Source organism: Labrys okinawensis (assembly GCF_047345005.1).
Classification (GTDB): Bacteria; Pseudomonadota; Alphaproteobacteria; order Rhizobiales; family Labraceae; genus Labrys; species Labrys okinawensis.
Genome location: NZ_CP178864.1, coordinates 2,900,078 through 2,918,566, shown reverse-complemented (window position 1 = coordinate 2,918,566; position 18,489 = coordinate 2,900,078). Strand labels below are relative to the sequence as shown.

At 62.5% G+C, this 18,489-nt stretch carries 16 protein-coding genes; 8 read left to right on the top strand and 8 right to left on the bottom strand.

Translation table 11 applies throughout. The annotated features are described in order from the left end of the window. From tauA to aqpZ, 3 genes are all read right to left on the bottom strand, one after another. The gene (gene tauA / locus ACMDCR_RS13555; protein ID WP_413993028.1) at positions 1-1,014 is read right to left on the bottom strand and encodes a taurine ABC transporter substrate-binding protein; all 1,014 of its coding nucleotides are present in this window, start codon (positions 1,012-1,014) and stop codon (positions 1-3) included. A 448-nt stretch (positions 1,015-1,462) separates the two neighbouring features. Continuing rightward, positions 1,463-1,885 carry a nucleoside-diphosphate kinase gene (gene ndk, locus ACMDCR_RS13550; RefSeq protein ID WP_413993027.1) on the bottom strand — a complete coding sequence of 141 codons (423 nt, stop codon included), beginning with the start codon at positions 1,883-1,885 and terminating at the stop codon, positions 1,463-1,465. A gap of 190 nt (positions 1,886-2,075) precedes the next feature. Next, positions 2,076-2,768 (bottom strand): aquaporin Z, encoded by a 693-nt coding sequence (gene aqpZ / locus ACMDCR_RS13545; RefSeq protein WP_413993026.1) that lies wholly within the window; start codon positions 2,766-2,768, stop codon positions 2,076-2,078. 387 nt (positions 2,769-3,155) lie between these two features. Here aqpZ and ACMDCR_RS13540 point away from each other — a divergent pair, with 387 nt between their 5' ends. The 3 genes from ACMDCR_RS13540 (at position 3,156) to ACMDCR_RS13530 (ending at position 7,289) form a co-directional block, all read left to right on the top strand. After that, positions 3,156-5,015 (top strand): ABC-F family ATP-binding cassette domain-containing protein, encoded by a 1,860-nt coding sequence (locus tag ACMDCR_RS13540; RefSeq protein ID WP_413993025.1) that lies wholly within the window; start codon positions 3,156-3,158, stop codon positions 5,013-5,015. 311 nt (positions 5,016-5,326) lie between these two features. After that, on the top strand, positions 5,327-6,619 hold the full coding sequence (locus tag ACMDCR_RS13535) for an MFS transporter (RefSeq protein ID WP_413993024.1): 1,293 nt from the start codon (positions 5,327-5,329) through the stop codon (positions 6,617-6,619). A 184-nt stretch (positions 6,620-6,803) separates the two neighbouring features. Next, on the top strand, positions 6,804-7,289 hold the full coding sequence (locus tag ACMDCR_RS13530; RefSeq protein ID WP_413993023.1) for an ester cyclase: 486 nt from the start codon (positions 6,804-6,806) through the stop codon (positions 7,287-7,289). Between the two features lie 13 nt (positions 7,290-7,302). Here the strand turns inward: ACMDCR_RS13530 and ACMDCR_RS13525 are convergent, their stop codons facing one another. The 3 genes from ACMDCR_RS13525 to ACMDCR_RS13515 are packed head-to-tail and all read right to left on the bottom strand — an operon-like array spanning position 7,303 to position 9,874. Next, positions 7,303-7,749: a DNA polymerase III subunit chi gene (locus tag ACMDCR_RS13525; RefSeq protein ID WP_413993022.1), complete on the bottom strand. Its 447-nt coding sequence runs from the start codon at positions 7,747-7,749 to the stop codon at positions 7,303-7,305. Between the two features lie 11 nt (positions 7,750-7,760). Further along, positions 7,761-8,381, bottom strand: coding sequence for a glutathione S-transferase family protein (locus ACMDCR_RS13520; protein WP_413993021.1), 621 nt, complete (start codon positions 8,379-8,381; stop codon positions 7,761-7,763). Further along, positions 8,378-9,874, bottom strand: coding sequence for a leucyl aminopeptidase (locus ACMDCR_RS13515; RefSeq protein ID WP_413993020.1), 1,497 nt, complete (start codon positions 9,872-9,874; stop codon positions 8,378-8,380). The genes ACMDCR_RS13520 and ACMDCR_RS13515 overlap by 4 nt, the downstream gene beginning before the upstream one ends. 176 nt (positions 9,875-10,050) lie before the next feature. Here ACMDCR_RS13515 and lptF point away from each other — a divergent pair, with 176 nt between their 5' ends. From lptF to rsmA, 5 genes are all read left to right on the top strand, one after another. Further along, the gene (lptF, locus tag ACMDCR_RS13510) at positions 10,051-11,217 is read left to right on the top strand and encodes an LPS export ABC transporter permease LptF (RefSeq protein WP_413993019.1); all 1,167 of its coding nucleotides are present in this window, start codon (positions 10,051-10,053) and stop codon (positions 11,215-11,217) included. After that, entirely contained in the window at positions 11,214-12,305 is a 1,092-nt protein-coding gene (lptG, locus tag ACMDCR_RS13505) for an LPS export ABC transporter permease LptG (RefSeq protein ID WP_413993018.1), read from the top strand. Before lptF ends, lptG begins: the two co-directional genes overlap by 4 nt. Continuing rightward, positions 12,305-14,749, top strand: a complete 2,445-nt coding sequence (locus ACMDCR_RS13500) for an LPS-assembly protein LptD (RefSeq protein ID WP_413993017.1) — start codon at positions 12,305-12,307, stop codon at positions 14,747-14,749. Before lptG ends, ACMDCR_RS13500 begins: the two co-directional genes overlap by 1 nt. 194 nt (positions 14,750-14,943) lie before the next feature. Next, positions 14,944-15,909 (top strand): 4-hydroxythreonine-4-phosphate dehydrogenase PdxA, encoded by a 966-nt coding sequence (pdxA, locus tag ACMDCR_RS13495; RefSeq protein WP_413993611.1) that lies wholly within the window; start codon positions 14,944-14,946, stop codon positions 15,907-15,909. A gap of 5 nt (positions 15,910-15,914) precedes the next feature. Next, positions 15,915-16,760 (top strand): 16S rRNA (adenine(1518)-N(6)/adenine(1519)-N(6))-dimethyltransferase RsmA, encoded by an 846-nt coding sequence (rsmA, locus tag ACMDCR_RS13490; RefSeq protein WP_413993016.1) that lies wholly within the window; start codon positions 15,915-15,917, stop codon positions 16,758-16,760. 77 nt (positions 16,761-16,837) lie between these two features. Here the strand turns inward: rsmA and gmk are convergent, their stop codons facing one another. Both gmk and ACMDCR_RS13480 read right to left on the bottom strand, forming a co-directional pair. Next, positions 16,838-17,500, bottom strand: a complete 663-nt coding sequence (gmk, locus tag ACMDCR_RS13485) for a guanylate kinase (RefSeq protein WP_413993015.1) — start codon at positions 17,498-17,500, stop codon at positions 16,838-16,840. Then, on the bottom strand, positions 17,497-18,384 hold the full coding sequence (locus ACMDCR_RS13480) for a YicC/YloC family endoribonuclease (RefSeq protein ID WP_413993014.1): 888 nt from the start codon (positions 18,382-18,384) through the stop codon (positions 17,497-17,499). Before ACMDCR_RS13480 ends, gmk begins: the two co-directional genes overlap by 4 nt. Positions 18,385-18,489: the final 105 nt, after the last annotated feature.

Genomic DNA, 18,489 nt, shown 5'->3' with positions numbered 1-18,489 from the left:
CTATTGGGAGGAGAGCTTCGTCAGGGCTTGTGCGGCATAGGTCTTGTTTACATAGGCCGAGTAGTCCGGCAGCACGGCCGGAATCTTCTTCTGCTCGGCGAGGAAGGCGGCCGTATCGGCGATGGCCTTGATCGAGGCGCCGCCCAGCAGGTCGGGGGAGGACTGCTCGGCCAGCGAAGGCCAGATGTTCGACTTCAACAGGCCGGGCACATCCTCGGGCTTTGAACCGGTGAGGCGGGCGATGGCCTTGGCCTGATCCGAGGTCGCGGTCCAGGCATCAGGATTGTCGCGATAGGCCTTGTAGGACTGGCCGGTGACCTTGACGAAGGCTGTCACCACATCGGGATGGCCCTTGGCAAAATCGGTGCTGGCGATCCAGGCGTCGAAGGTCGGCGCGCCCCATTTGGCGACATCGGCCGAAGAGACCAGCACCTTGCCCTTCTCCTTCAGCTTGCCGAGAGCGGGATCCCAGACGTAACCGCCATCGATATCGCCGCGCTCGAAGGCCGCCGCCAGTTCCGGCGGACGCAGGTTCAGGACCTGGACGGATTTCGGATCGATGTCCCAATGCTTGAGCGCCGCCAGCAAGCTGTAGTGCGAGGTGGAGACGAAGGGCGTGCCGATCTTCTTGCCGACGAGATCCTTGGGATCCTTGATGCCATCGCGCACCACCAACTCCTCGGAATCCCCAAGGAGAGCGGCGACGAAGATGGTCTCGATCGGCAGCTTGCGGCTGGCGGCGGCGGCCAGCGGGCTCGAGCCGACATAGCCAATCTGCACGTCGCCCGAGGCGATGGCGGTGATCACATCGGCACCGGAATCGAATTTTCGCCACTCGATCGTCCAGCCGGTGGCCTTTTCATAGTCCCCGGCAGCCTGGGCGACCTTGGCGGGGTCGACACCGGTCTGAAAGCCGATGGTGACCTTGTTGTCGGCAGAGAAGGCAGGCGAAGCGAGGGCCGTACCAAGCGCGAGGCTGGCGGCGATGAAGAGACGGCGATTGATGGCAGACATGACAGATCCTTGGAGGCAACAGTCAGCCCCGCCGCAGCGCTCCAGGCGCGGTCAAAAAGCCGACGGAGAGGGAATATCGGGAGGGAACGGCCGCTGGCACGCGGCCGGAAAGCCAGGCTCAACGGCAACAGGTCGTCATGGCTGTTCCCCTCTCCTCAGGACGGGTGCAGGCCTCCGAACAGACCAATTGCCACCCAACGGACGACAGCTTGCGTCGGCAGAAAGTGAGTGTCAATTAATTTCTATAGATTTAGTAGAAAATAAACGAAACGGGAAAGGCGGCCACATGGATCGCCTTGATGGTCGTTCGCTCAAGGGTCCAGCCTCCTGGGATCGCAGGCATCCCTGCCTGCTCTCCCTCTCAAGAGGGCGGAGCGTTTCCAAGAGCAGGCTGTCGCCCCAACCATCAAGATGGTTGGGGCGACAGCCTGCAATCCCAGGAAACGCCTTACCCGACGATCTCGTTGCCGGAGAAGAACTGGCCGATCTCGATCTTGGCATTGTCGAGCGAGTCCGAACCGTGCACGGAGTTTTCGCCGACCGAAAGGGCGTAAAGCTTGCGCACCGTGCCTTCTGCGGCATTGGCCGGGTTGGTGGCGCCCATCACTTCCCGATGCTTGGCGACGGCGTTCTCGCCTTCCAGCACCTGCACCACGACCGGGGCGGAGATCATGAACTCGACGAGTTCACCGAAGAAGGGGCGCTCCCTGTGCACGCCGTAGAAAGTCTCGGCCTGCTCGCGGGTCATGCGGACGCGCTTCTGGGCGACAATGCGCAGGCCGGCCTTCTCGAACACGGCATTGATGGCGCCGGTAAGGTTGCGGTTGGTCGCGTCGGGCTTGATGATCGAAAAGGTACGCTCGATTGCCATGGTCGTCCTGGTTGCTTTCGGGTTGAGGTGAGCGGCTTATAGCCAGCCCCCTGCCCGGCTTCAACCCCGGCAAAGCTGGCAAGACGGCAAAAGATGGCCGTGTGCCCCGCCCCCGACGAGAAGCAGCGACCGGATTGCCGATCGCCGCTCATTTGAAACAGGAGGCCCGCCCATCGCGGTTCCTGCTGGCTCAGGCCTCCTCCGGCTCCAGCAGCACCTTCCAGATCAGGCCACCGACCACGGCGCCCACCAGCGGGGCGACCCAGAACAGCCAGAGCTGGCCGACGGCGCCGGTCTGCGCGAAGAAGGCCACCGCCGTCGAGCGGGCCGGATTGACCGAGGTGTTGGTGACGGGAATCGAGATCAGGTGGATCAGGGTGAGGCCAAGGCCGATAGCGATGGGCGCAAAGCCAGCCGGAGCGACTTTCGAAGTCGACCCGAGAATGATGATCAGGAACGCCGCCGTGAGCACGATCTCGGCGATCAGGCAGGCCAGCAGGCTGTACTTGCCAGGCGAGAGGTCGCCATAGCCGTTGGAAGCGAAACCACCGACCTCAAAGCCGGGCTTGCCGGTGGCGATCGCGTAAAGCACGGCCGCCCCGACGAGACCGCCGATGACCTGCGCGATCCAGTAGGGAATGAGTTCGGCCCAGCCGAAGCGGCCACCCACGGCAAGGCCCAGCGAGACGGCCGGATTGAAATGGCCGCCGGAAATGCCGCCGACCGCGAAGGCCATGGTCAGCACCGTGAGACCGAAGGCGAAAGCGACGCCAACAAATCCGATGCCCAGTTGTGGGAAGGCCGCCGCAAGCACAGCGCTGCCGCAGCCACCAAATACCAACCAAAATGTTCCGAAGAACTCTGCCGTCAATTTTTTAATCATGTCTAATCCATGGGGGCTTGTTTATCGAGTTATTGCTAGATTCAGACCGTAACTAATCCATCTCGATGGAACTAAGTTTAACTTCGCCTGGATTCGTAGCATTAGGGTCGCAGTTGGGGTGTAATTTATACCTCTTTGTCCGCAACAAGCAGCGGAATATCACGATTCCTGAACAAAGCCATGAACAAATGAATGCCTTATGACAAAAATTCTAAATACATGAGGAAGGCACCTTTCAGGGAACCGCTGACGTCAGGTCAATCAAGATGCATATATGCCGCAACGTAATGATATGAATAGACTTCCGGGCTGGCCGACGAAGGCCCCGGCAGGCCGTTTTGGAGCCAGGGCATTGCCCCGCAGCCGCGCCCATGCCAAAAGCCCGCCATGCTGCATGTGAACGGCCTTACCTACCGCCTGGGACCGCGCGTCCTGTTCGACAACGCCACCGTGGCGCTGCCGCCGGATGCGCGCGTGGGCTTTCTCGGTCGCAACGGCACCGGCAAGACCACTTTGTTCCGCATGATCATGGGCGAGGTCGCTCCCGATCTCGGCACCGTCTCAGTGCCCCGCGGCACGCGGATCGGCCGCGTTGCCCAGGAAGCGCCGGGTGGCCCGGAGAGCCTTATCGAGGTGGTGCTGGCGGCGGACGAGGAGCGTACTGCCCTCCTAGCCGAGGCTGAGACTGCCATCGATCCCCATCGCATCGCCGAGATCCAGACGCGCCTTGCCGACAAGGGCGCGCACGCCGCCCCGGCCCGCGCCGCGACGATCCTGGCGGGTCTCGGCTTCGACCACGCGGCGCAGAGCCGGGCCTGCTCGGAATTTTCCGGCGGCTGGCGCATGCGTGTGGCGCTTGCCGCCCTGCTCTTCACCGAGCCGGACCTGCTGTTGCTCGACGAGCCCACCAACTATCTCGATCTCGAAGGCACGCTCTGGCTGCAGGACTATCTTGCCGCCTATCCCCACACGGTGGTGGTGATCAGCCATGATCGCGACCTCCTGAACGCCTCCGTCGACTACATCCTGCATCTGAGCGAGGGCAGGCTCGAACTCTATCGCGGCGGCTATGACGGCTTCGAGAAGCAGCGGCGGGAGAAGCAGGCCCTCAGCCTGAAGCTGAGGAAAAAGCAGGAAGATCAACGCCGTCACATTCAGTCCTTCATCGATCGATTCAAGGCCAAGGCATCGAAGGCCGTGCAGGCCCAATCGCGCATGAAGATGCTGGCCCGGATGGAGCCGGTGGCTGCCCTGGTCGACGACGAAGTCAAGCCCTTCGACTTTCCTCCTCCTGCCAAGCCGCTCTCCCCGCCCATTATCGCCATGGAAGGCGCGAGCGCCGGCTACGGTGAGCGTACAGTGCTCTCGCGGCTCGATCTTTCCATCGACAATGAGGACCGCATCGGTCTGCTCGGCTCCAACGGCAATGGCAAGTCGACCTTCGCCAAGCTTCTGGGCGGACGGCTGGAGACCATGAGCGGCCGCGCGAGGCGCGCCTCGAGCCTCAAGGTCGCCTATTTCGCCCAGCATCAGCTGGACGAACTCAATCCGCGGGCCACTGCCCGCGACCATGTCGCAGAGCTTTTGAGGGAGGCGACCGAAGCGCAGATCCGCTCCCGCACCGCCCAGATCGGCTTCGGTGCCGACAAGGCCGACACGCCGGTGGAAAACCTCTCCGGTGGCGAGAAGGCGCGTCTGCTGATGGGCCTTGCCACCTTCGGCGGCCCGCATCTCCTCATCCTCGACGAGCCGACGAACCATCTCGACATCGATAGCCGCCAGGCGCTGGTGCAGGCGCTCAACGACTATCCCGGGGCGGTCATCCTCATCAGCCATGATCGCTATCTGCTGGAAGCCTGTGTCGACCGGCTCTGGCTGGTGGGCAACGGCACGGTGAAGCCCTTCGAGGGCGACATGGAGGACTACCGCCGGCTGGTGCTCGCCAAGCCCGCGACGGAGAAGAACGAGCGCGCGAGCGAGCCCAGCCAGCGCCAGAGCAATGCCGCGCGTCGGGCCCAGACTGCGTCCAGCCGCGAGAAGGTGAAGCAGATCGAGGCGGCGATGGACAAGCTCCATGCCATCATCGCCGATCTCGACGAGAAGCTCTCGCGCCCCGGCCTGTTCGAGAAATCGCCCGACAGGGCCGCGGAAATGGCCAAGGCCCGCGCCACAGCGGCCGAGCGGCTCGTGCTGGCGGAGGAAGCCTGGCTGGAAGCCAGCGCTGCGCTGGAAGGAGCCGGCGCCTGATTGCGCGCCCTTACGTCCGGACGTAGCTGGCATTCCATGCGCCGCCCTCGCCTCGACGAGCATATCGGCGACCTATGGTCGGAGACTGGCTGCCGGAGACCGGGCGCCTCCTGACATTCGCAAGAAGCGGGTATCCGTACGGGCAAGGCCTAATTTTGGCTAGCCCGTGAGCCTGGTTTTTAATAGACCTACATAGGTTTCCGCCGCGCAGGCCCCCCGGGCATTGCCCTTTGAGGAAGGATTTCGAACCCAGACCTTTGCAACCTGGCATCCATAGCAACCAAATATCATAACAAACACGGAGGAACGCTATGCCCGAGATCGAAAAACGCACCATGGACAAAGTCACCTGGCGCCTCGTTCCCTTTTTGATACTTTGTTATTTCATCGCCTATCTTGACCGAGTGAATATCGGTTTCGCCGGCGCCTCGATGCGGACCGACCTCGACCTCTCGGCGGCTGCATTCGGCGGAGCCGCCGGCATCTTCTTCATCGCCTATTTCTTCTTCGAGGTGCCGAGCAACCTGGCGCTCGACCGCTACGGGGCGCGATTGTGGATCGCCCGCATCATGCTGACCTGGGGACTGGTTGCTGGCGCGCAGGCCTTCGTGGTGGGACAGACCAGCCTCTATGTCATCCGCCTTTTGCTGGGCGTGGCCGAAGCGGGTTTCTTCCCCGGCGTGATCTTCTTCCTCACCCTCTGGTTCCCAGCGGCCTACCGTGCCCGGATCATCGGCTGGTTCATGTTCGCCATCCCGATCTCGACGGTAATCGGCTCCCCCATCTCAGGCTTCATCCTCAACCTCGACGGCGCCTGGGGGCTGCATGGCTGGCAGTGGATGTTCCTGATCGAGGCGGTGCCCGCCATCCTGATGACACTTGCCGTACTTTATTACCTCACGGACCGCCCTCGCGACGCACAGTGGCTTGAGCCGCAAGAGGCGCAATGGCTGCAGGAGCGCCTCGACGCCGAGCGGGCCAACCGCGAGCGCCACGGCCACATGTCCTGGCTGAGTTCGATGCTCGATCCCCGCGTCCTCGCGCTCGGCGTGGTCTATATGGGCTGCAACATCCCGCAATACGGTCTCAGTTTCTTCCTGCCACAGATCGTCGGTGGCTTCGGGCAGCTCAGCAATGTCGAAATCGGCTTCATCAACGCACTTCCCTATGCCGTTGGCGCGATCGGCATGATCCTGTGGAGCCGCCATTCCGACCGGGTGGCGGAGCGCAAATGGCACACCGTCATCGCGTTGGGCGCCATCGTCGCCGGGCTGGCGCTCGCCGCGGCAGCGCCGACGCCGGCATTGAAGATGGCCAGCCTGTGCATTGCCGGCTTCGGCTTCTTCGCCGTGCTGCCGGTGTTCTGGACCCTGCCCACGACCTTCCTCTCGGGGACGGGCGCGGCCGCTGGTATCGCTGCCGTGAATTCCATCGGCAATCTCGGCGGTTACTTTGGCCCCCAGGCCTTCGGGTGGCTCCGGGACACAACTCACAGCGACTCGGCCGGCCTGTTGTTCCTGGCTTGTTGCGCCATCGTCGGCGCGGTGATCGTGCTGGTGCTCGGACATGATCCGGCGGTGGAACGGCCGCAGACGGCGAGTTAAGGCCCCTCCCGGCCTAGCGACATTGCCGCGCTGTCCAACGTGCATGGCGTTTGAAAACCCTTCCAGCTCCGCGCGTGTGTGCGGACGGGCTTGGGGTTTGAAACGCCATATGTCATCGGTATCTCGCCATTCCGGTGTGACCGCATGCTGGTGCAATGGCCGTCCGGCACATGGGAGGAAGGGTATGGATCGCGCACGAAGGCAGATCATCATTGGCGGGGCACTGTTGGCGAGCGGCATAGCAGCGACAAAGGTGCACGCCGGCTCCGGCTCCGTCGCTGATGACTTCGCGGCCCGGCTGAGCGCACATGACATCGAGAGCTTCGCAGCCCTCTTTGCCGATGGTTACGTCAACCATCAGCGCAGTGCGGCCGCGCCTCCGCCCGGCAATCTCACACCAAAGCAGGGCACGGTCGCTTTCTTCAAAGCCCGCCTTATCGGCATGCCGGATCTCAAGGTCACCATCGAGGCGCAGGTGACCGGTGACGACAAGACCGCGGCAAGCTTCGTCTATACCGGCACCCATCAGGGTCCCTATTTCGGCGTTGCACCGACAGGCAAGACGCTGCGCTTCACCTCCTGCGACATCTTCCGGGTGGAAAGCGGCAAGATCGTCGAACATTGGGGCATGGGCGATATCGCCGGCGTGCTGGCGCAGTTGAAGGGGTAGCCCGCAGGCAGCGCTAGGCCTTTTTCTCCCAGCGGCCTTCGTCGCTCTGCTGCCAATAGGTGGCGCTGAAGCCCAATGACTTGGCTTGCTTCCAATGCTCGCGGGCGTCCTGCACGGCGTCGGCGTCATTGCCATCGAACAGGAGCACGATGCGCTCATAACCGGCCGCATCCGGAGGCAGCGGTGCACCGTCGATCAGGAAGCGGATGGCCGAGGCATTGGGATTGCCTTCGTGGCTCACAAGCACGATCGGCTGGTTCGGACCATCGTCACTCTCCAGCCCATGCGGCAGGAAGGTCTCCTCTCCATAGGTCCAGAGCGTGTCGTCAAGCGCGCGCAGGCGCTCGGGCGAGCCCTGCACGGCGCAGCGCCAGCCGCGCTGGAGCGACTTTTCGAGCAGCCCGGGCAGCACCTTGTCGAGCGGCGCGCGCTGCAGGTGGTAGAAGAGCAATTCGGTCATCCCACCCTTCCTCAATAGAGGCTCTCGTCCGAACGCGTGGCGATCATGAGCGACCCTTCCCGAATGTCGTTCCACCACAACCTCAGCGCGGGGACCTGGTCGATCAGTCCGGCGCCGGGAACGACACTGTCCGTCATGGCAAGCACGGCGGCAAGATAACACGAGCCGAGCGTGGGCGGCGAAGCGCGGAACGCCGGCGTCATCAGCGCCTCCAGGGCGAGCAGCACGTGCCGGCCGGCGGCCAGCGCCTCCGGACCCGGTTCTGCGCCTTCGCGCCACCATTGCGGCACATAGATATCCCAAACCAGGGCCCGATAGGCATAGGCATCGACCACCCGCATGATCTGACGCATGCGCGCGGCCTCCAGCGGATCCGGCGGGATCATGGCGGGATGGGGGAAGACCGCGTCGAGATAGTGGGCAATGGCATCCGTCTCGTAGAGGCTGACACCATCGATCTCGATGCTCGGGATGCGCCGGAAAGGATGCCTTGCCTCATAATCCGCCGGCAGCCCGCGATCTTCGAAAACATCGGCCATCACAAAGACATGGTCGAGCTTCTTGAACTCGAGAATCAGCCTCACGATCCGGACATAGACGCTCTCCGGCGTGCCGAACAGCGTGATGCTCACCCCTCGTAATGCTCCCCAACGAGGCGATCGAGCAGGCGAACGCCCCAGCCCGAGCCCCAACTGCGATTGGTCTCGGTGGACGGTGCGCTTACGGCCGTGCCCGCGATGTCGAGATGCGCCCAGGGCGTATCGTTGACGAAGCGCTGCAGGAACTGCGCCGCCGTGATCGAGCCACCGTTGCGCCCGCCGGTGTTCTTCATGTCGGCGAACCGCGAATCGATCAGCTTGTCATATTCGGCTCCGAGCGGCATGCGCCAGACGCGTTCGCCCGTCGCCTGGCCGGCCGCGTGGAGACGTGTCGCCAATTCGTCGTTGTTCGAGAAAAGGCCGGCATGTTCCTGGCCGAGCGCCACCATGATAGCGCCGGTAAGCGTGGCCAGATTCACCATGAATTGCGGCTTGTACTTGTCCTGCACATACCAGAGCACGTCGGCCAGCACGAGGCGGCCTTCGGCGTCCGTGTTGATGATCTCGATAGTCTGGCCGGACATCGAGGTCACGATATCGCCGGGGCGCTGGGCATTGCCATCGGGCATATTCTCGACGATGCCGATGGCGCCGATGACGTTGACTTTGGCCTTGCGGGTAGCCAGGGCGTGCATGAGGCCGACGACACAGGCAGCCCCGCCCATATCGCCCTTCATGTCTTCCATGTTCGCCGCCGGCTTGATCGAGATGCCTCCAGTGTCGAAGGTGACGCCCTTGCCGACGAAGGCGATAGGCTTGGCATCGGCATCCTTGGCCCCGTTCCAGCGCATGACGACGAGGCGGCTCTCATGCCTCGACCCCTGGCCGACGCCGAGCAGAGCTCCCATGCCGAGCTTCTTCATGGTTTTCTCGTCAAGGACCTCGATTTCGATCCCGAGTTCCGACAAGGTGGAGGCGCGCTTGGCAAACTCCTCCGGAAAGAGCACGTTCGGTGGCTCGTTGACGAGATCGCGGGCGAGGTTGACACCCTCGGCGATCGCATCACGCGCCTTGCCCGCTTTTTTTGCATGGCTGTCATGTCCGCAGAAGATGGTAACCGCAAGGCTCTTGGCTGCCTTGTCGTCCTTCTTCTTGGTCTTGTAGCGCTCGAAACCATAGGCCCGCAGCCGCGCCCCTAGCGAAAAATCCGCGGCCTGGTCGGCAGAGATGGAGGTGCCCGGCAGGTCCAGCACCACCGTGGCGGATTTGGCCGAAGCGGGCAGTTTACCGAGCACGCTGCCACCCGTTTTCACCCAGTCCGTCGTGGCGATCTCCTCCACCTTGCCGAGGGAAACGACGATGAGACGAGCCACCGGCAGATCGGCCGGAGCGAGAATGTCGAGCGAAGCGAGTGCGGACCCCTTGAAATTGTCCGCGGCAGCCGCACGTTTGACCACGCTCTCAACACCCGGTAGAGCAGCCTCAGTCTCGGCGGAGACAGCCAGATCAGCATTGGTGAAGATGACGGCGATACCGTCGGCAATCTTTTCAAATTTCGAAAACGACAGTTTCAATTCGGAAACCATATTCCATGCCTATGTCAAAAAGGTGCCGTCGGATTGACGGGTTGTTGGAACTTTTGCATGTCAATCCGTAACCATGTCTACAACAATCAGTTCGCAACACCGGCCTCGCCACACAAACGTCTCGCGCGCATCCTAGCACGAGGCTACAAAACCCGGTCCGGAGTCCCGAGGGGTCTATGAATCTCGTCAGCCGATATATCGCCAGGCAGTTCGGCTTTGCGTTTCTGGTCTGTCTCGTCGTGCTGACGCTCCTGGCCTGGATGGTCGGCGCCCTGCGCGAGTTCAACGTCATGACGGCGCAAGGCCAGTCCGTGCTGGTCTTCCTCGCGATAAGCTCGCTCGCCCTGCCCGCGCTGATGGTGGTCGTCGCCCCCCTTGCCGTCTTCGTTGCGGCGATCTGGCTGCTCCAGCGCCTGAATGCCGGCTCGGAGCTGGTGGTGCTCAATGCCGCCGGCTATTCGCCCGCCCGCCTGATCACGCCCTTTGCCGGCATCGCAGCACTGGCCGCCGCCGGCATCGCGGCGATCACGCTCTATGGGCAGCCGGCGAGCCAGCATGAGCTGACGAATTGGCGCGTGGCCGCCGCCGCCGACGTGGTGCAGCACTTTCTCAAGGAAGGCCAGTTCACCACCCTGCGCGGCTATACCTTCCACATCCGCGAGCGCCAGTCGGACGGCACGCTGCTCGGCATCTTCGTGCAGGATGCGCGCGACAAGAACAAGACGATCACCTATATCGCCGAGACCGGCAAGGTGGTCGATTCCCCCACCGGCCTGATCCTCGTCCTCAACAACGGCTCGCTCCAGCAACACGAAGGCGGCAACGCCTCCAACGCCTCGATCGTCACCTTCGATCAATATCAGTTCGATCTGTCGCAGCTTGCCAATGACGATAACGACACCGTCAATTTCAAGCCGCGTGATCGCTACACGGATGAGCTCTGGAACACCAAACTCGCCGATGTGAAGAGCGTGGTCGAGATGGGCCGCATTCGCGGTGAACTCGTCGACCGCTTCACGGCGCCACTCTATCCGATCGCTTTCATATTCATTGCCCTCGCCGCCCTGGGACAGGCCCGCACCACGCGCCAGAGCCGCGCCAGCGCCAGCGTCTTTGCCATTCTCGGTGTGCTGGTGGTGCGCATCATCGGCTTCATCGCGACCCAAAGCCTCAGCGTCCATTCGACGAGCGGTGTCTATATCGCCTTCGGTGTGCCGATCCTGACTTCTGTCTTCTGCCTCTGCGTCGTCCTGGGCTGGATCCGCCTCTCGGTGCCGCGCGGCCTGATGGACTGGTTCAGTGACGTCACAAGCCGCCTCACCAGCCGGGCGGCGCGCGCATGATCCTGGTCTCGACTCTCGGGCGCTATCTGTCGAGGCGCTTCCTCGCCGCGATCTTCGGCGTGCTCGCCTTCCTGTTCGTGATGATCTTCCTGCTGGACTTCGCCGACACCACGCGGCGGGCCGGCGATATGCCGCACGTCTCGATCACCTCCATCGCCGCGATCTCGCTCCTGCGCACCCCCTCTGTCATCGAGCAGACACTGCCTTTCGTCTTCCTGTTCGGCGCCATCATCTGTTTCGTCAATCTGAGCCTGCGCCTCGAACTGGTGGTGATGCGCGCCGCCGGTCTGTCGGTCTGGCAGTTCCTGCTTCCTCCGCTGGTCTGCGCAATCGTGCTCGGTGCCCTTGCCGCCGTCGGTTTCAATCCGATCTCGGCGACCCTCAAGGCCCGCAGCGACGTTCTTGACGCCAAGGTGTTCGGAGCGCGCCAAGAGGGTGACTCCGACAAGGTCTTCTGGATCCGCCAACGTTCGAAGGATGGCCAGGCCGTGATCCATGCCCTGGCCGAAAATGCCGACGATGGCACCCTGTCGGGAGTGACGATCTATGCTTTCGACCTTGACAATCGATTTACCAAACGTTTGGAAGCCGATACGGCGAAACTTGACAAGCGCGTCTGGCATCTGTCGAAAGTAAGGGAATTCGTACCCAATCAAGAGCCCCAATCCATGGAAACTCTTGATTTTCCTACACTTTTGACCAAGGCCCAAGTGGACCAGAATTTTGCGGTGGAAGCGGACAGCGTGTCTTTCTGGAGACTCCCGTCAGCAATCGCACAGCAGGGCGCCGCAGGGCTTGAAGCAAATGACTACCGGTTGCAATATCAGGTACTTCTGGCTCGCCCCATGCTGCTCGTGGCGATGGTGCTGATCGCAGCCACCGTTTCGCTGCGATTTGCCCGCCTGGGCGGTATCGGCGTTATGGTGTTGAGTGGTATCGGGGCTGGGTTCGTGTTGTATGTGGTAACTAAAATGGCCAGGGATCTAGGAGTAGCGGGGCTGGTCGACCCAGCCGCTGCTGCCTGGACTCCGGCTGTTGTTGGCGTTCTGATCGGATTTACTGTGTTGCTTAACCAGGAGGATGGCTGATGCGCGTATCAGCTCGCCACTTCCTCAGGAATGTATTGTGTACCACTGTTGCCGTGGTAGCGCTCTCCTTGGCGCTTGCGCCCTCGCCCGCTCCGGCCCAGAGCCTGCTCGGGGGTCTCAGCCCGACCACCGAAAATGACAATGGCAAGAAGCCCAACATGGTCCTCAAGGCCAGGGAGATGCAGTACGACCAGGACAAGGACGTTGTCACGGCCGTAGGTTCGGTGCAGATCTATTACAGTGGCCGTGCCCTGCAGGCCGACCGCGTGGTCTATGACCGCAAGTCCAATCGCGTGCACGCCTATGGCAATGTCGTCATCACCGAGGCCGACGGTACCGTCACTCATGCCGATGATTTCGACCTGACGGATGATTTCAAGGACGGCTTCATCAATTCGCTGCGGATGCTGACCCCGGATGAAACACGCATCGCCGCCAACCGCGCCGAACGTACCGACGGCAATGTCACAGTGTTCCAGAATGGCGTCTATACCGCCTGCGAACCCTGCAAGGACAATCCCGCGAAGCCGCCCTTGTGGCAGGTCAAGGCCATGAAGGTGATCCACAACGAGCAGGAGAAGATGCTGTACTTCGAAGACGCCTACTTCGAAGTCTTCGGCCTGCCGATCGCCTATCTGCCCTATATGTCGAGCCCCGATCCCTCGGTGACGCGAAAGTCTGGCTTCGTGTCGCCACGCTATTTCCACACCTCCGATCTCGGCTATGGCTTCGAAGCGCCCTATTTCTTCGACCTCGCTCCCAACTACGACCTGACTCTGACGCCAGGCTTCACAACTTCCCAGGGCCCGACGGGACAGATCGAATGGCGTCATCGCCTGCTCAATGGCAGCTACTCGATCCTGGCCTCCGGCGCGTTCCTGGCCAATCCAGACAAGTTCGCCAATGAGAACATCGGCACTCCCGATTTCCGCGGCTCGGTCTCGACCCAGGGCGAGTTCTGGCTGAGCGACAAATGGCGCTTCGGTTGGGACGTGAATGCGCTCACCGACAAATTTTATTGGCGTGATTACAGGTTCGACAATTTGCGCGGGCAGGTCACCGCAACATCGACGCTCTATCTGACGGGTTCCGGCGACAAGTCCTGGTTCGACCTGCGCGGCTACTACTTCCAGGGGCTGACATCCGTCGACGTCCAGAAGCAGTTGCCCACAGTGCTGCCGGTGCTGGACTACGACTATGTGGTCAATCATCCGGTTCTTGGCGGCGAGGTCGGCTGGAACTTCAATTTCACCAACCTGACGCGACAGCAGTCGGCCTATGACAATATTGTCGGCCAGATTTGCGACGCGAGCACCCCGATCACCCGAAGCAACTGCCTGTTGCGCGGCATCGACGGCAATTATGCGCGGGCATCGATGAACCTCTATTGGAAGAAGACCATCACGGACAGTTGGGGCGAGCAATGGACGCCCTTCACCTATGTCCGCGGTGACCTGGGCTTCACGCGCCTCGATGATCCGACCAACCAGCAATTCGTCGGCAACGGCAGCGACACGGCCACCCGGGTCCTCCCAGCCATCGGCCTCGACTACCGCTACCCCTTCATCTCGCAGTCGGACTGGGGAACGCAGATTTTCGAGCCAATCGCCCAGATAATCCTGCGGCCCAAGGCGGCGCAGACCGGCTCCTTCCCCAACGAGGATGCCCAGAGCCTGATCTTCGACGACTCCAATCTCTTTGCCTGGGACAAGTACTCCGGCTATGACCGTGTCGAGGATGGTTCGCGCATCAATGCCGGCTTCCAATATTCGCTGACCACCAATGGCGGCGGCTATTACAACGCCCTGTTTGGCCAGTCCTACTCCTTCGGCGGAACCAATCCGTACAAGGATCCGGACATGGCCAACACCGGCCTTCAATCAGGCCTGGACACCAATAAGTCTGACTATGTTGGTCGCATTTATCTGCAGCCGGTCAATAATTTCGCTGTCCTGACCGATGCGCGCTTCAACGAAAAGACCTGGGACATGAAGGCTTTCGAGGTCGGCGCGATCGGTACGATCGGCAATTTGAAGACCGACATCACCTATGCTAGCTACGATGCCCAGCCCCTGCTCGGCCTCGAAAAGCGGGAGGGTCTCAACGGCACGGCCGCCTGGAAAGTCACGGAGAATTGGATCGCCAGTGCCGGCGCGCAATACGACATGAAGACGAAGCGCTTCTCGACCAGCTTTGTGGGATTGACCTATGTCGACGCCTGCATCGCTTTCGGCATGAGCCTGCAGCGTGACTATGACACCACCGCGTTCAAATACGACACCACGGTACAGGTCCAGCTCCAACTGCGCGGCCTCGGTGTGAGCGGCAATCCGAAGGAATTCGCCGACAAGGTGTGGAACGATGGCTTCACCAGTGCCAATGTCACCAAGTCGAGTGCCTTCACCGATACGGACGGAAACCTGACCGGAGGCAGCACCTATTGAGGACGCTGTCGGCTCTCGCAATTGCAGACAATGCCCGGGGTATGCCTCGGGCATCTGCTTTTATGCGCACCGACGGAGCGATATCGCCAAGACAGGCTGGGTGAGACAGGCTACAGCATCTCTTTGAATGCCTCCACCAATGGGTCTTTGCCGTGCCGCATGACAATCAAACCCTGCTCCCGATCGCCCTCACCATGGGGGAGCCGGCCGGCATTGGCCCTGAACTGATCCTTCTGGCAGCTGCCGGCCGTACACTTGCTGCTCCCTTCTTCGCCTATGCCGATCCTGCCTTGCTCGCTGCCCGGGCGCGCCAAATCGGCCTCGATGTGACCATCATGGAAACTGACGAAGCAGGCGCAGGTCATGCCTTTGAAAAGGGCCTGCCGGTCGTGCCTCTTGGTAGCAGAGCGCCGGACAGGGCGGGCCAGCCGGATGTCGCCGGCGCCGCCGCGGTGATCGAGGCCATCGAACGCGCCGCTGAGGCGATCCGGCTGGGCCGGGCCCGCGCCATGGTCACGGCGCCGATCATGAAGGATGTGCTCTATCGCGCCGGTTTCCGGCACCCTGGCCACACCGAGTTCCTCGGCGAACTCGGCCGGCGCTTCTGGAACCGGCCGACCGAACCGGTGATGATGATCTGGTCGGAGACGGTCGCCGTGGTGCCGGTGACCATCCATATCCCGCTGGCGGACGTGCCCGCGGCGTTGACGGAAGACTTGATCTTTGCCACCGGCCTCGTCGTCGCCAACGACCTCAAGGCCCGTTTCGGCATCGCCGCCCCGAGGCTGGCCGTGGCGGGGCTCAATCCCCATGCCGGGGAGAACGGCGCGCTCGGCAGCGAGGATCGCGACGTTGTCGCACCGGCCATCATGAGGCTGAGGGCAGAAGGGATCGATGCCTGGGGGCCCCTGCCCGCCGATACCATGTTCCATGCCCGCGCACGCCAGAATTACGACGTGGCGCTCTGCATGTATCATGACCAGGCGCTGGCTCCGGCCAAGGCGCTGGCCTTCGACGAGGCTGTCAATGTTACGCTGGGGCTGCCCTTCGTGCGCACTTCGCCCGACCACGGCACCGCATTCGACATTGCAGGCACCGGCAAGGCCAATCCCTCCAGTTTCCTTGCCAGTCTCAAGCTGGCCGACCGCCTCTCACGCTGAAAGCCATGGCTCAGATCGACACGCTTCCGCCGCTGCGCGAAGTTATCCGCCAGCATGAGCTGATGGCCAAGAAATCGCTTGGCCAAAACTTCCTGCTCGACCTCAATCTCACCGCCAAAATCGCCCGCGCCGGCGGCTCGCTGGAAGGCGTCAACGTGATCGAGATCGGCCCCGGACCCGGCGGCTTGACACGCGCGCTGCTGGCGAGCGGGGCGAAGCATGTAGTGGCGGTTGAGCGCGACGAGCGGTGTCTGGCGGCGCTTGCCGAGATTGCTGCCCATTATCCCGGACGCCTGACTGTCCATGCCGGCGATGCGCTGGAGGCCGACTGGCCCGATCTCATCAGGGTGCTTGAGGGCCCTATCCGCATCGCCGCCAACCTGCCCTACAATATCGCCACGCCCCTCCTGATCGGCTGGCTCAAGACCGAGCCCTGGCCGCCTTGGTTCGATGCGATGATCCTGATGTTTCAGAAGGAGGTGGCCGAGCGCATCGTCGCCACTGAGGCTGACGACGCCTACGGCCGGCTCGGCGTGCTGGCCGGTTGGCGGACGCAGGCCCAGATTGTCTTCGACGTGCCGCCGAGCGCCTTCGTGCCGCCGCCGAAAGTGACATCCTCCGTGGTGCATCTGCGCCCCCGCCCCGAGCCCACGCCCTGCACGCCATCAGCGCTCGAACGAGTGACGCAGGCTGCCTTCGGCCAGCGCCGAAAGATGCTGCGCCAGAGCCTCAAGAGCCTTGGCGGTGACCTATCGACGGCCCTGGAAGCCGCGGGTCTTCGCCCCGACATGCGGGCGGAGGAAGTGCCGGTCGAAAGCTTCGTAGTGCTTGCCAATATGCTGGCAAAATAGATCCAGGCGACTGCCGCAGCACCCGGGCGGCCGTCCCCACGCACCTCGGCTCGGCGCGATGCCGCCTCTCCCCCTGACTACTTCCGCGTCAGGGCGTCGAGATCTGCCTTCAGCGTGTCCACCAGATGCGAGACCTGCGACTTGTCCGCGCGCTTCATGCGCTCGACATCGAGGATTTCCTTCAATTTGGCATAGGTGGTCTGCAGGTCGGCATTAACAAGCACATAGTCATATTTCGTCCAGTGGCTGATCTCTACGCGCGCATTCTGCAGCCTCTGCATGATGATCTCGGCCGAATCCTCGGCCCGGCGCTCCAGGCGGGCCTTCAGTTCCGCAAGCGAGGGCGGCAGCACGAAGACCGAGACGATATCGGGCCTCATCTTGTTGTAGATCTGCATGGTCCCCTGCCAGTCGATGTCGAACAGGACATCGCGGCCGGCGGCAAGCGCCTCCTCCACGGGGCCGGCGGGAGTGCCGTAGTAATTCCCGTGCACCTTGGCTGATTCGAGAAGCTCTCCGCGCTCCCGCATATTCTCGAAGGTACCACCGTCGACGAAACGATAATGCACGCCGTCGATCTCACTGGGTCGACGTTGGCGGGTGGTCACGGAAATCGACAGATGCATCCCCTTGTCTTCCGCCAGCAGCAGTCGCGTCAGGGTGGTCTTGCCGGCCCCGGAGGGCGAAGAGACGATCAGGAGAAGGCCCCGGCGCTGGGGAGCGGACGCAGTCATGCTCATTCGATATTCTGAACCTGTTCGCGGAATTGCTCGACCACTGCTTTGAGAGAAAGCCCTGTCGCGGTCAAGCTGACGTCATTGGCCTTCGAACAAAGCGTGTTGACTTCGCGGTTGAACTCCTGCGCCAGGAAGTCGAGCCGGCGGCCGACCGCCCCGCCCTTGCCGAGAAGATCACGCGCAGCGCCGATGTGCGCGTGGAGGCGATCAAGTTCTTCGCGTATATCGGCCTTCGCGGCGAGCAGGATGGCTTCCTGGTGAAGCCGATCGGGGTCGAGGCTCTTGGAAACGTCCAGCAGCGAGGCAACCTGCGTCGCCAGCTTCTCGCGCACCGCTGCAGGCTGACGGGCCGGATTGATCTCGGCCTCGTTGGTGAGCGCCTCGATCTCGTCGATCCGGCCGAACAGCACGCGCGCAAGCGCCGCGCCCTCACGCTGGCGCATCTCGGCGCACTCGTTCACCGCCTTGGTGAAGCCTTCCAGCAGGGCGGCCTGCAACGCCGCGCGGCCTTGATCATCCTCCTCCTGCTCCTCGACCTCCAGCACACCCTTGATGGCGAAGAGGCCGTCGAGGCGCGGCGCGGCCGCATCCACTCGCTGCGAGGCTTCGGACATGGCCATCACGATGGCGTCGAGCACGCTATGGTTGATGCGTACCACCGGCGCTACCGCCTCGCGCTTAACCAAGAGGCCGATCTGGCAGGAGCCACGGGCAAAGACACTTCCCAGCGCGGCACGCGCTGCCGCCTCCACCGCGTCCATACCGGGCGGCAGGCGGAAGCGTACATCCAGGCTCTTGGAATTGACGGTCTTGATTTCCCACGCCCAGCGATTTGCGCCGGTGTGCCCTTCCACCCGGGCAAAGCCGGTCATGCTGGTCACGGACATATGCTGCATCCTGCCCGGCTGCGGTCACCGGCACTGAGATCTGTGGACCCCACTCGAGCGAGAGGCAGGGCCTTCCGAAACGATAGAGCCCCGACGGGCAGCACT